A 13,104-nucleotide genomic window follows, 5' to 3' on the forward strand; every position below is an offset into this window, starting at 1 on the left:
GAAAAGGATCGGTATGACACTGAAAACCATCGCGCTTGAGTTGGTACCGCCGAACGTGGACGGGGGAAAGGACCGCGCATTAGCAGACGTGCGCAAAGTCGCGCGGTTATCGGCCGAGTCGGGCCTGGACGGACGGATCCGGCACGTGATGATCCCCGGGCTGGTCCCCGAGGACGGCGACCGGCCCGTCGCGATGGAGGCCAAGCTGGACGTGCTGGACTTCTGGTCCGTCGTCAAACCCGAACTGCCCGGGCTCAGCGGGTTGTGCACGCAGGTCACCGCCTTCATGGATGAGTCCGACCTAGATCATCGCCTCGCTGAGCTGACCGCGGCAGGCATGGAGGGCGTCGTCTTCGTCGGGGTGCCGCGCACCATGAACGACGGTGAGGGCTCCGGTGTCGCCCCGACGGACGCCTTGTCGATCTACCGCGAGCAGGTGGTTAACCGCGGCGTGATCGTTATCCCAACGAGGGAAGGCGAGGCGGGCCGGCTCAACTTCAAGTGCGACCAAGGCGCTACCTACGGGATGACCCAGCTCTTGTATTCCGATGCGATCGTGGGTTTTCTGACCGAATTCGCAGCGAGCACTGATCACCGTCCGGAGATCCTGCTTTCGTTTGGGTTCGTCCCAAAGATGGAATCCCGCGTCGGCCTCATCAATTGGCTGATTGAGGACCCGGGAAACGAGGCGGTGGCCGGAGAGCAAGAATTCGTGCGGCAATTGGCCGCCGCCGAACCCGCCGTGAAGCGCCGACTCCTGGTCGACCTGTACAAGCGGGTGCTGGACGGCGTTGCTGACCTGGGCTTTCCGCTTAGCATCCACCTGGAGGCCACCTACGGCGTGTCCGCGGCGGCTTTCGAGACCTTCGCGGAGATGCTTGCCTACTGGGCTCCGGAACAAGGCCTACTAGATTGAGAAGGTCATGACTCGGACGACAGATGCCCCCGGCCCCCCGATCGTCGAGACCGAAGATGGGGGACGCGAACAGCGGTGGCCGCTGCCGGTCGACGAGCAGAGCCTGCTCGATCTGATCCACGTCTGCTTCGACGAGTACTGGGACGAAATCTGGTTCGGCGTCCTCATCGAGGGCGCCGCCTGGGAAGTTGCCGCACCCAACCCTCCGACACGGATCTCGATGTACGACGGGTACGCGACGGTGGACTTCGGGCGCTGGCACTTCCACCTGCGCATCGGCGAGCACCTGGACAGCGGGCCCGAACTCGGCCGGATCCGTCGTTGCGCGCGGGCGGAGCTTTATCGCCGGATCAGCGACGACGGTTTCCCGACCTCCTGGGGCTTGCGGCTCTACAACGGCCGCGACGAACAGATGATGACGCTAATGCTGCCAAATCCGTTTCTCACCAAGACCCAGCAGTTCCGCGACGAGCCTGCATGGGAACAGCTGCAGTTATGGGACCGACTGCGGGCCGCCTATTTGGGGTTGGATCCCGACCCACTTGATCGCAGCGGCAAAGGTTTTCAACACGGCTAACTACGCAAAAGTACGCGTAGCCGTCGAATGGCCACTGACGCCTATTCGGGCTGGGAAAACGTGGGTTACAAAATTCGGTGATGCGCCCTGCCGACCTGGTACCCAGCGGGGAAGGACTTCTCGATGACCTGCAACTGGTGGTCCACTCTGGACTCCAGCTCGAGAACTACGCAGCTATCGCCGACGGCTTTGGATTCGAGGACTATGTAGCGTTGGCCGCAATCGGTGATCGGGTCGCCCGAGTGCAATTTCTCGACCGATACCGACTCCGTCGTTCCGTCAGACTCCATCCCCACACGTTAGGTCAATTCGGTGGGTGAGGGAATAGAGCTCTACGGGGTGTCGGCGTGTCGCTGCTTGAAGAACACGCTGACGTGAGATATCAGCCCGTCGTCGTCCTGCTCGAACAGCAGGCATTCGGGCCACTCGGCGGCGGTGCCGTCGATCTCGAACGTCTCGGTTAGCTCGACGAAGCAGACGCGGCCGTCGACGTGCGAGATCCGCTTGACGTCCAGCCGGTGGCCGTTGAGTGTGGTGCACACCTTGCGCAGGTAGGCGACGTAGTGCTCCTTGCCCTCGACGACGTCGCAGAACGGTCCTTCTCGGATCAAGCCTTCGTCGGCAATGGTGGTGGCCAGGCCGTCCCAATCGTGGGCGGCGAGAAACTGCAGGTAACGCTCAACCGCGCCCGTATCGGCCACGAAAATCACAATAGCGGGCAAGATTGGTGCCGTGAACGGTCCCAGCGCACCGCCACCGCAGACCGTGGCACCCACCTGTTATCGACACCCCGATCGTGTTACCTACCTGCGCTGCAACCGCTGCGACCGATACACGTGTCCGGAATGCCTGCGCTCGGCCGCGGTCGGTCATCAATGCGTGGAGTGCGTGGCCGAGGGAGCCCGGACGGTCCGGCAGCCGCGTACCCAATTCGGCGGGCGGGAACGGGCCGGCGCGCCGGTGATCACCTACGCGCTGATCGCGATCAACGTGGTGACGTTCGCGCTGCAGATGTCGGTGAAGGGCTTGCAAAGTCAGCTGGTCTTGTGGTCGCCGGCGGTCGCCGACGGCCAGCTGTACCGGCTGGTGACCTCGGCGTTCGTGCATTACGGCGCGGCGCATCTGCTGCTGAATATGTGGGCGCTCTACGTCGTGGGCCCGCCGCTGGAGATGCTGCTCGGCCGGCTGCGTTTCGGTGCGCTGTATGCGTTGAGCCTGCTGGGTGGGTCGGTGCTGGTCTACCTGCTCACCCTGAACGCCGCGACCGCGGGCGCATCGGGGGCGGTGTTCGGCCTCTTCGGCGCGACGCTGGTGGTGGCGAAGCGGCTCAACCTCGACTTGCGTTGGGTGGCCGCGGTGATTGTGGTCAACCTGGTTTTCACCTTTGTCGCGCCGGCGGTCAGTACGCAACGGATCAGCTGGCAGGGGCACGTGGGCGGGCTGATCACCGGGGCGTTGGTTGCTGCGGCTTATGTTTATGCGCCCCGAGCACAGCGCAACGCGATCCAAGCCGCGGTGACTGTCTTCGCGGTCGGTCTGTTCGCCGCGTTGATCTGGTGGCGCACAGGTGTTCTCGCGGCGGAGTTGTATCTATGAGCTGGTGGGTCGCCCACACCGAAGCCGAGGTGTCCGAAGACGTCCCCGCACCGCCGGACGAAGTGCGCGCGTTCTACGTCGACCTGGACAACATCAAGGTCGTGCACCCGCTGATCGTGTCGGTGGAGACGACGTCGCGCACCGAGGGCCCGGATGGATATCTGCACAGCTATCGCGTGGTGGATCGAATTCCGTTGGGGCCGTTGACCATCAAGATCACCTATCGGGCGCGGCTGCACGTCCCGCACCAGGGTGACGTGCTCACCGAAGCCGCGCAGTCCCCCGGGGTGCGTCTACACGGGCGGGTGAGTTTCGAGCCGATCGACGCGGGCACACGCGTCACCGAGCGAATCCGATTCGCCGCGCCGCGGCCGCTGGCCGCGCTGACGACGCGCGAGGGGATCAAGGCGCACATCGAGATGTTGGCCGGAATCCGGCGTCACTTCGAATCGGTTTAATGCTTGTTGCCACAACGTGTTTCGGCTCCGCCCCGCGCTCACCAACTCAGTTGTTGCTTGGTGGTGGTTGGGGTTGGAAGGGTGTGTACCACCACCAGTCGGCGCGTTCGCCGAGGGGCCCGCGGCAGGGCGGGACCGCGGGTGGGGGTTGGGTGGGTGGTCGCCTAGCGATCCTGGGCTGAGTAGTTGGCCGGTGTCATCGGTGACGGTCAGGGCGTCGGCGGGTCCGCTGATCCTGATCAGGCCGCGGTGGTGCAGCCGATGATGGTACGGACAGACCAGCACCAGATTGTGCAGCTCGGTGGGGCCGCCGTCTTCCCAGTGCTGGATGTGGTGCGCATGCAGGCCGCGGGTGGCGCCGCAACCGGGGACCGCGCAGGTGGGGTGGCGGTGTTCGAGGGCGCGGCGCAGCCGGCGGTTGATCACCCGGGTGGTGCGCCCGGCGCCGATGACGTTGCCGTGGCGTTCGAACCAGACCTCGCAGGTGGCATCGCAGGTCAGTTCCTGGCGTTCGGCGTCCGACAGCAGCGGCCCCAGATGCAGGGCGGCGGCTTTCTGCTGCACATCGACGTGCACCACCACGGTGGTGTGCTGCCCGTGCGGGCGAAGGGCCGCCTCCACATCCCAGCCCGCCTCGATTAACCGCATGAACGCATCCCCCGTCGTGGGCAACGCAGGCCTGTCTTGTGCTGCCTGCTCGTCATCGCCGTGATCGCGGCGCCATTCGGCGAACAACGCGTCGCGATGCGAGGCCAGCGCGGCGTCGAATTTGGCGGCATCGAGGCGGCCGAGTTTGATGCGGTAGCAGCTGCCCTGCTCGGTGCTCGATTTCGTGAATGAGCGTTCGGGCTCGGGCGCGGGGCCGGGGTCGGGTCGCGGTTCGAGTTTGACCGCGGTACGCAACTGGGTCACCGTGGCCACCGCGGCCAATTGCGCGTAGTGCTCATCGGATCCCTGCCCCGCGCGCGCGGCGATCACCCCGACCTGATCCAGCGACAGCCGGCCCTCGCTCAAAGCTTGAGCGCAGCGGGGAAACTCCTCCAACCGCTCGGCGATGGTGGCCACGGTGCGCGCATTGGCCGGTGAGCAGCCCGTCTTCCAGGCCATCACCGCCGCCAGCGACCGCGCCCCGGTCATTCCCCACAACTGCCGACCATCGAGCTCGGCGGCGATCGCCACGATGCGCCCATCAATCGCATTACGCTGACCACACAACTCCGCCAACTCCTCAAACAACACCGCAAGACGATCCTTCGGGATCATCTCCACGGCGTCAGCAGAAGCGGTCGAAGCCATACCGCCATCAAAGCAGCCACCACCGACAAGTTTCGGCCGCAGCGATCTAAGTTCCGACGAAGTCGATGATCCCGCGAATGTTGCGTCCTTCGCGCAGGTCGACGAACGCCTGGTTGATCTGCTCGAGCCGGTAGTGGCGGGTGACCAGCTCGTCGAGTTTCAGTGCGCCCGCTTGATACAACGAAAGCAGCAACGGCACGCTGGTGCGCGGGTTCATCCCGCCGTAGAGCGCACCCCGGAGTTGCTTGGCCGACAGCGTCATCTCCTGCAGCACCAACGGAACCGGCGGCTCGGTGAACGGCGTGATGCCGGTGAGCACGCAGACCCCGCCCTTGCGAAGCAGCGCCATCGCCAACGGGATCAGGTCCACGTGCACGACGCCGGGCGTGACGACGACGCGGTCGGCCATGACACCGGCGGTGATCTCGTTGACGACGGGTATCGCTTCCTCGGCCGAGGCCGCGGTGTGCGTGGCACCGAAGAACTTGGCCGAATCCCGCTTGGATTGAACCGGATCCACGCCGACCACATATTTCGCGCCAACGGCGCGAGCCCCCTGTAGCGCGTTCATCCCCACCCCGCCCGTGCCGATTACCACGACGGTGTCGCCGGGCTCGGTGCCCGCCGAAACGGTCGCAGAGCCCCAGCCGGTGCTGACCCCGCAGGACACCAGTGATGCGGCGTGGAAGGGGATCGCGTCGTCGATCTTGATGACGGACCTCTCCGAAAGCACGGCATATTCGGCGAACGTGCCGAGTTGGCCGTAGGCCAACAGGTTTTCGTCGCCGAGATGGCGGCGGCACGTTCCGTCGGTGGGCATCTCCCGCACGAACAGGCTCGCGCCGACATCGCAGATGTAGCTCTGACCGTTCACGCAAAACCGGCAATTGCCGCATGCGGGAATGAACGAGAGCGCCACCCGATCCCCTGGCCGCACCGTCGTGACGCCCGGCCCGACTTCTTCGACGACGCCGGCACCCTCATGACCGCCGAGCAGCGGGAACCAGTCCGGTGCGGGCTGACCGCTGGCGGCCAACGCCTCGGGCGTCGGGACCACGTCGCCGGTGAAGAGGTGGTCGTCGGAGTGGCAGATTCCGGCGACGGCCATTCGCACCAGGACTTCACCGCCGTGCGGCGGATCAAGCTCGATCTCGCGGATCTCCCAATCCATGCCGACCCCGCGGATCACTGCGGCACGACATTTCATTGCAGGCCTGCCGTTTCGGCGATCCGCTTGGCGGCGAGCTCGCGCAGCTCACCGGCCTTGATCTTGGCGTTGCCCGTCAGCGCCACTTCGTCCTCGCGGAAGAACAACACATGCCGCGGCACTTTATAACTCGCCAATCGTTGGCGTGCGAATGCCAGCAGCTGCTCAGTGTCGAGGACCACGCCGTCGTGCGGCACGATGCAGGCCACCACGACCTCGCCGAGCGTCTGGTGCGGAACGCCGACGGTCTGCGCCACCTTGACGCCGGAATGCGAGATCAGGGTCTCGTCGACCTCGCGTGGCGACACATTGGCTCCGCCGGTCTTGATGATGTCGGTCAGCCTGCCTTGCCAGTAGAGCCGGCCGTCGTCGTCGAGATAGCCGCCGTCGCCGGTTGGGAAAAATCCCTCGGCGTCCAGGGTTTCGTCGAGCGGGGTGCCGATATAGCCGAGCATGAGAGTTGGCCCCTTGACGCTGATTTCGCCCGGCTCGCCGCGTGGAACGACGTCTCCGGTCAGCGGGTCGGTGATCTTGAGCGTGACCCCGGGCAACGCCACGCCGAAACTTTCGGCATGGACTTCCGGTGGTGTGTTGGCCGGGTAACCGGTTGTGATCGTGAATGTTTCGGTGTTGCCGTAGGCGTGGCCCGGTTCGTGCCATTCGCCCGAGACGGTGGGATGGTGCGCGATCGGGGTTTTGAAGTCCGCGAATTTCACACTGCTCAAATCCACCTGGCTCCAGTTGGGCGCGCCTTCCAGCTGGGTCCACTGGTGCGGCCAGGCGAACGGAAAGCTCACCCGCTCGGCCTGCATGAGTTCGAGCGCCTCGGCGGCGTCGAATGTCGATTGCAGGACCAGCGATCCGCCGCTGGCGAGCGTCGAGCCGAGCACCATCGCGAAGTTGCCGGACCAGAAAAAGCCATTGGCGGTCCAGCCGCGAACGTGGTCATCCGGACTGAATCCATACATGCGCCGAAATCGCCACAACTGGATGCACACACCGCGATGCGTGCTGAGGATGCCTTTCGGCTTGCTGGTGGAGCCAGACGAGAAGAACAACACGGCGGCATCGCTGGGCAGCACCGCTGCGGCGGCCGCGTCGACCTGCTCGGGGGGTTCCGCGTGACCGGACGCCAGGAAGTCGTCCCAGGTTTCGATGCCAGGCGCCGATTCGCCGACGAGCGCGAGCCGCCGCAAAAACGGGTACTGCGACGGTTCCAATTCGGTGAGCATCTCGGCGAAGTCCTTCGACAGCACCCTGCGCTCGAACAGCAGCACCGAAACGGCGGAAGCCCTTAGCAGATAGTCCAATTCGGGTGCCGTGGAAAACGTGCTCAGGGTCACCGCCACCCCGCCGGCCAGCGCCGTACCGAACACGGCGGCGAGCCATTCCGGCCGGTTCGTCATCAGAACGCCGACGCGGCCGTCCTTGCCCAGGCCGCCCGCGCGCAATGCGCGGGCCACCTCGACCGCACGCTCCCAAAGCTGCCCGTAGCTCCAGCGCGTGGCGCCGTCGGCGGTGCGCCACACCAGCGCCTCGCGCTCGCCGTAGAGCCGCGTCACTTCGCGGAGAAACCCCGGCAACGTGAGCGCGCCCAGCCCGGGCTCATCGGCGAGCGGTGGCCCGCTCACAATCGACAGGCCTTGGGCGGCAGGAGAATTCGTCGCGGCGACCATGGCTACAATGGCAGCTCGACCTCGGCCGTGCAACCCACCAGCAGCTCGCCATTCTGGTTGGTAAGTCGCAGCTTGACCTGCACGAGGGGCACACCCCAGGCCGTATCCGGTTGCTTGTCGACGATTTCAGCGTCGAAGTAGGTCACGTCGCCCTCGAAGGCGGGGGTGCGGAAGTCGGCCTTGGTGTGGCGCACCATGCCGTCGTAACCGGCCCAATATGCGAGGTAGTCGGTGCACCACGCGCCCATCGTCGCGCCGTACCCGTAGGCACGAGCCATTCCGACTTGGCTGGCCCGGTCGGCGTCGATGTGTCCGCGTGACGGGCCGACATACAGCCCGTCGCGCTTGCGCGGATCGATCTTGGCGTCTTCCTCGTCGAAGGCAAAGTCTTTGCCCCAGCCCGGATCCTGATAAACCCAGGGGTCTTTGATGCCGGGCGGCGCGACCCACTCAAAGGTGCCCCAGATGTTGAATAGGAACGCGCGATATTCGGTGGTGAAGCTGGCGATGCTGTGCGGGCCGATCACCCGGCGGGGGAGCGTGTCGCCGACCTTCACCTCGTCAAAGCGCGGTGAGACACCCATCCGGTTGGATTCGAGCCACTCCCGACGCAGCCGGTCGACCGCCTCGAGTTCGGTCTGCGTCCAGCGTTTGATCTCGCCGAGCTGGTTTTCGAACATTCCGCGCTTGGTCGCTTCCTCGTAGAGGTAGCGAATGGCGGTGGAGCGCTCGCGCGCCACCAGCGCACCGTGCTGGTTGGTGTGGACGGTGTCGCCGCGCGAGAACATCGTCGGCCCAGCGAATTTCGTCTCCGTCACCTTGTAGTCGTGGAACCGGCGCTGCTGAAACAGCTTGTCGCCAGGTCGGACCGGGCAGCCGTAGAACCACCATTCCTCACCGCCGAAGATCAGGTGGCTGTTCGGGATGTGGCCCACACATGCGGGCGCCGCGCCGTGGCCATAGTCGAGGGCCACCGCGATCGACTGTGGTGCAATGATGCCGCCGAACTTGGACTCGCGCGCGAACTGTTCATCCCAGTGCAGCGGATTGGGATAATCCATTGCCATCACCCAGCGGCGGATGTCCGAGGAGGTGCAGGGATCCCACAGTTGCCCGCCGCCGATCGGCTTTCCGACGCGGTGGTCGACATCGGACAGATCGAGCTGGACGCCTTCGGATTTCGTTGTCTTCTTGGTCATCGTTGTCGTTTGGCCTCGTTGTCCCGTCAGCGGTTGACGTCGACGACGAACCGGCCGCGGACCTTGCCGTCCATGAGTTCGCCCGCCGAGGCGATCGCCTCGCCCAGTCCGATGTCCTGCGCGATCGATTCGAGGGCATCGGCGCTCAAGTCGCGGGCCAGGCGTTCCCACGCGACCGTGCGCAACGCCTTGGGCGCCATCACACTGTCGATGCCGAGCAGGGACACCCCGCGCAGGATGAACGGCGCGACCGTCGCCGGGAAGTCCATCCCGCCGGCCAGGCCGCACGCGGCAACCGCGCCGCCATACTTCGTCTGCGCGCAGGCGTTGGCCAGCGTGTGACTGCCGACGGTGTCTACGACGCCCGCCCAGCGCTCCTTCTGCAGCGGCTTGCCGGCCTCGCTGAGTTCGGCGCGGTCCAAGACGGTCTCGGCGCCGAGTTGCTTGAGGAACTGCTCTTCGGACGACTTTCCGGTCGCGGCAGCGACGGTGAACCCGGCCGCGGTCAACAGTGCGATCGCGACGGTGCCCACACCGCCGGTCGCTCCGGTCACCAGGACCTCGCCCTGGTCGGGGGACACTCCGTGCGCCAGCAGCGCATCCACGCACAGGCTGGCGGTGTAGCCGGCGGTGCCGATCGCCATCGCCTGGCGGGCCGTGAAGGCCGACGGCAGGGCGATCAGCCAATCACCGTTGAGGCGGGCACGCTGGGCCAGGCCGCCCCAATGCGTCTCGCCGACACCCCAGCCGTTGAGCACCACACGGTCGCCCTTGCTCCAGTCGGCGTGGCTGCTCTCGGTCACCACACCGGCCAGATCGATGCCGGGAACCATCGGAAACTTCCGCACCACCGGCGATTTGCCCGTGATGGCCAGGCCGTCCTTGTAGTTCAGCGTCGAGTACTCGACGTCGATGCTGACATCAGCATCGGGCAGCTGTGCTTCGTCTATCTCGGTGACGGCAACCGTCTGCCCCGCGTCGCCCTTCTCGATCAAGATTCCCGAAAACATCTCTGTCTCATCGCTTCTGGGGCGCGAAGCCCAAGGTGCTCTTGACCTCCAGGTACTCGTGGAAGCCGAATTCGCTCCACTCACGGCCGTTGCCGCTGTGCTTGTATCCGCCGAACGCCGCGTTCATGTCGAAGGCGTGATTGATCGTCACCCACCCGGCCCGAATCTTGCGGGCCACCTCACGCGCCTTGTCGTTGTCGGCCCCCGAGACATAGCCGGCCAGCCCGTAATCGGTGTCGTTGGCGATCTCCACGGCTTGATCCAGGTCGTCATAACCGAGGACGCAGAGCACCGGGCCGAAGATCTCCTCGCGCGCAATCGTCATGTCGTTGGTGACGTCGGCGAACACCGTCGGCTTGACGTAGTAGCCCTTGTCCAGCCCCGCCGGACGCCCGGGGCCGCCGGCCACCACGGTCGCGCCCTCGTCGATGCCCTTCTGGATCAGGCCCTGGACTTTCTCAAATTGCGCCTTCGACGCCACCGGGCCGATCGCCGTCTTCTCGCCGGGGTCGCCCACCTTCACCTGCTCGGCGGTCTCCCGCGCGATCGCGATCGCCTCGGCCATCCGCGAATTCGGCACCAGCATGCGCGACGGCGCGTTACAGCTCTGCCCGGAATTCGGCATCATGTTGACGACGCCGGCCCGGACGCTGTCGGCGAAGCCCGCGTCATCGAGGACGATGTTGGGGCTCTTGCCGCCGAGTTCCTGGGTCACCCGTTTGACGGTCGGGGCGGCATTCGTGGCCACCTCGACGCCGGCGCGGGTGGAGCCGGTGAACGAGACCATGTCGACGCCGGGGTGGCTCGCCAGCGCCACGCCGACGCCGGGGCCGTCGCCGTTGACCAGGTTGTAGACCCCGGCCGGGACGCCGGCGGCGGCGAGGATCTCGGTGAAGATGTAGGCCGAGAACGGCGCCACCTCAGACGGTTTCAGCACCATCGTGCAGCCGGTCGCCAACGCCGGATACACCTTGACCGCGATCTGGTTCAGCGGCCAGTTCCACGGCGTGATCAGCCCGCACACGCCGATCGGCTCCTTGGTGATCAGCGTTTCCCCGTGCTGCTCCTCGAATGGGAAGTTCTTCAGCACGTCGATCGCCGTCACCAGGTGACCGATCCCGAGCTGGACCTGCGGGCCCGCGGCCAGCGACGGCGGCGCGCCCATCTCCTCGGTGACCGCCTCGGCGAGGTCGCCGGCCCGCTTGCTGTATTCGGCGAGGATGCCCTGCAGCAGATCGAGGCGCTCCTCGCGACTGGTCTGCGACCAACTGGCGAAGGCGCGCCGGGCGGCGTTGACCGCCAGGTCGACGTCGGCGGCGGAACCGAGCGAGATCTGCCCGGACACCTGTTCGGTCGCCGGGTTTTCCACGTCAAACCTATTGGGCCGCAGGGGGTCGACCCAGCTGCCGTCGATGTAGAACTTCAGGTATTCGCGCATCGGATCATCCTTCTCGTTACTGGGTGCCTTCGGCGTACCAGGTTCGGAATCGGTCGTACTTCGGCATCTCCTCGGAGTTGGCCTTCGGGTCGATGCACACGTGCACAACGCCGACTTTGCCACTCGCGTAGGCGCGCTTGATCGCCGGGCCGATCTCGGATTCCTTCTCGACGTATTCACCGTGGCAGCCGAAGCCCTCGGCGATCTTGTCCATCCGCACGTCCTTGCTCCAGTGCACGCCGGGTTGTGGCGACGGCTGGGGAAAGGTGCGCTTGTAGACGCCCACCTCGAGGCCCCATTGGTGATCCACGCCCACCACGCACACCAGCGGAAGCTGTTGCCGCGCAGCGGTTTCCAATTCAGCGATATGGAACAGGAACGCCGAGTCACTGGTCAGCAGCATGACCGGGCGCTTGCCGCCCTCGGCCACCGATGCGCCAACCGCATACGGCAAGCCGGTGCCCAGATGACCGAAGTTCTGGTTCCAGATCACGTCGCGCGGCTTGGTCTGCGAGTAGGTCCATTGGAAGATCACGGTCGCGCCGCCGTCGCGGACCATGATGCCGTCCTCGAGTTCGTCGAAAGCCTTGGTCGCCTCGACGACGAAACGCGCCGGGTGCACCGGGGTGCGACCCGTCGGCGCTTCCTCGGCCACCCGCGCCAGCTCGGCGGCGTCGGCCTTGATCAGTTTCTCCAGGTTGGCCGACGCGGCGCGGGGGGCGTCGCGCAGCGCCTCGACCAGCTGCGGCACCACGCCGCGCAGATCGCCCACCAGCGCCACGTCGACGGGCCGGTTGACGCCGATGGTGGTCGGATCCTGCTCGACCAGCACCCATTTGCGGTTCGCATTGTTGGCCGCCCAGTGCTGAGTTCGCCCGTAGTGCATGGGCTCGCCGAGTTCGGTGCCGAGCGCGACACACAGGTCGGACTCCTCGACGGCCTCGTTGGCGGCCGGCGAAAACAGATACGGGAATGTCCGGTCCTGCAGGCCCGGGATGAACGACGTGCCGCCGGAGGTCTGGATCACCGGGCAGGCCATCAACTCGGCGAGCTCCTTGACCTGCTGCTGAGTCCGCGAGGTGTGCACCGCGTGACCGACCAGCAGCACCGGGTTCTTGGCCTCGCGGATCAACTTCACGGCTTCGGCCACCTCGCGGCTGCCGGCGCCCTGGTTCACCAGCCGGTAGCTCGACGGGGCCGGTGCGGCATCGACGTCGAGCTCTTCGAGGATGACGTGGGAAGGGAACTCGACGTAGGACGGGCCCGGGGTGCCGGACATCGCCTTGCGGATGGCCTCGTGGATGATCTCGTCGGTCTGGTCGGCGTACTCGATGGAGCTGCTGTACTTGACCGACGCCGCGATGAGTGGTTCCTGCTGGACGAATTGGATGCGGCCGCGCCGGACGCGGCGCTCGGTGATGCGAGCCCGTTGGCCGCCGAGGAAGATCACCGGCGAGTTCTCCACCAGCGCACACTGGATCGCTCCGGCGATGTTGGCCATACCGGGCCCGAGCGTGCCGATGCACAGGCCGGGTTTACCCGTCATGCGCGACGCCGCCTCGGCCATGAATCCCGCGCTCAGTTCGTGATGTGGTGCGACCACCGACCACCCGCGGGCGTCGGCCTCGGCGAACATGTGCACGAAGTTCGGGTCCGGGATGCCGAACAACGTGTTCACGCCCTCGGCCTCGAACAGGTCGAGGATTCGCTTGTATACCGGTACGCCCATCC

Annotated in this window: 12 protein-coding genes and 1 pseudogene; 4 read left to right on the forward strand and 9 right to left on the reverse strand. The window is 65.9% G+C overall.

Translation table 11 applies throughout. The features are described 5' to 3' along the window. Window positions 1–13 precede the first annotated feature (13 nt). The gene (locus G6N66_RS27810; protein WP_085234053.1) at window positions 14–916 is read left to right on the forward strand and encodes a mycobacterial-type methylenetetrahydrofolate reductase; all 903 of its coding nucleotides are present in this window, start codon (window positions 14–16) and stop codon (window positions 914–916) included. A gap of 7 nt (window positions 917–923) precedes the next feature. After that, the gene (locus tag G6N66_RS27815; protein WP_085234054.1) at window positions 924–1,493 is read left to right on the forward strand and encodes a DUF7676 family protein; all 570 of its coding nucleotides are present in this window, start codon (window positions 924–926) and stop codon (window positions 1,491–1,493) included. A gap of 65 nt (window positions 1,494–1,558) precedes the next feature. On the opposite strand, the gene G6N66_RS27820 is transcribed toward G6N66_RS27815, so the two are convergent. After that, window positions 1,559–1,783 (reverse strand): hypothetical protein, encoded by a 225-nt coding sequence (locus G6N66_RS27820; protein ID WP_085234055.1) that lies wholly within the window; start codon window positions 1,781–1,783, stop codon window positions 1,559–1,561. A 42-nt stretch (window positions 1,784–1,825) separates the two neighbouring features. After that, on the reverse strand, window positions 1,826–2,194 hold the full coding sequence (locus G6N66_RS27825) for a nuclear transport factor 2 family protein (protein ID WP_372515773.1): 369 nt from the start codon (window positions 2,192–2,194) through the stop codon (window positions 1,826–1,828). Between the two features lie 31 nt (window positions 2,195–2,225). On the opposite strand from G6N66_RS27825, the gene G6N66_RS27830 reads away from it, so the two are divergent. After that, complete coding sequence (locus G6N66_RS27830) at window positions 2,226–3,089, forward strand: rhomboid family intramembrane serine protease (RefSeq protein ID WP_085234056.1); 864 nt, start codon at window positions 2,226–2,228, stop codon at window positions 3,087–3,089. Continuing rightward, window positions 3,086–3,547 carry an SRPBCC family protein gene (locus G6N66_RS27835; RefSeq protein ID WP_085234057.1) on the forward strand — a complete coding sequence of 154 codons (462 nt, stop codon included), beginning with the start codon at window positions 3,086–3,088 and terminating at the stop codon, window positions 3,545–3,547. The genes G6N66_RS27830 and G6N66_RS27835 overlap by 4 nt, the downstream gene beginning before the upstream one ends. Before the next feature lie 46 nt (window positions 3,548–3,593). On the opposite strand, the pseudogene G6N66_RS27840 reads toward G6N66_RS27835, so the two are convergent. The 7 genes and pseudogenes from G6N66_RS27840 to G6N66_RS27870 all read right to left on the reverse strand — a co-directional run bounded on the left by G6N66_RS27840 (window position 3,594) and on the right by G6N66_RS27870 (window position 13,102). Next, window positions 3,594–4,843, reverse strand: a pseudogene (locus tag G6N66_RS27840) (DUF222 domain-containing protein). A gap of 46 nt (window positions 4,844–4,889) precedes the next feature. Then, window positions 4,890–6,050, reverse strand: a complete 1,161-nt coding sequence (locus G6N66_RS27845) for an NDMA-dependent alcohol dehydrogenase (RefSeq protein ID WP_263988952.1) — start codon at window positions 6,048–6,050, stop codon at window positions 4,890–4,892. After that, window positions 6,047–7,726 (reverse strand): class I adenylate-forming enzyme family protein, encoded by a 1,680-nt coding sequence (locus G6N66_RS27850; protein ID WP_085231862.1) that lies wholly within the window; start codon window positions 7,724–7,726, stop codon window positions 6,047–6,049. The genes G6N66_RS27845 and G6N66_RS27850 overlap by 4 nt, the downstream gene beginning before the upstream one ends. Before the next feature lie 2 nt (window positions 7,727–7,728). Continuing rightward, the gene (locus tag G6N66_RS27855) at window positions 7,729–8,925 is read right to left on the reverse strand and encodes a MaoC family dehydratase (protein WP_085231863.1); all 1,197 of its coding nucleotides are present in this window, start codon (window positions 8,923–8,925) and stop codon (window positions 7,729–7,731) included. A gap of 26 nt (window positions 8,926–8,951) precedes the next feature. Further along, window positions 8,952–9,935 (reverse strand): acrylyl-CoA reductase (NADPH), encoded by a 984-nt coding sequence (acuI, locus tag G6N66_RS27860; protein WP_085231864.1) that lies wholly within the window; start codon window positions 9,933–9,935, stop codon window positions 8,952–8,954. A gap of 7 nt (window positions 9,936–9,942) precedes the next feature. After that, window positions 9,943–11,373 carry an aldehyde dehydrogenase family protein gene (locus G6N66_RS27865; RefSeq protein ID WP_085231865.1) on the reverse strand — a complete coding sequence of 477 codons (1,431 nt, stop codon included), beginning with the start codon at window positions 11,371–11,373 and terminating at the stop codon, window positions 9,943–9,945. Between the two features lie 16 nt (window positions 11,374–11,389). Further along, complete coding sequence (locus G6N66_RS27870; protein ID WP_085231866.1) at window positions 11,390–13,102, reverse strand: thiamine pyrophosphate-binding protein; 1,713 nt, start codon at window positions 13,100–13,102, stop codon at window positions 11,390–11,392. Window positions 13,103–13,104: the final 2 nt, after the last annotated feature.

The sequence above is a fragment of the Mycobacterium conspicuum genome (assembly GCF_010730195.1).
In the GTDB taxonomy this organism is placed as follows: Bacteria; Actinomycetota; Actinomycetes; order Mycobacteriales; family Mycobacteriaceae; genus Mycobacterium; species Mycobacterium conspicuum.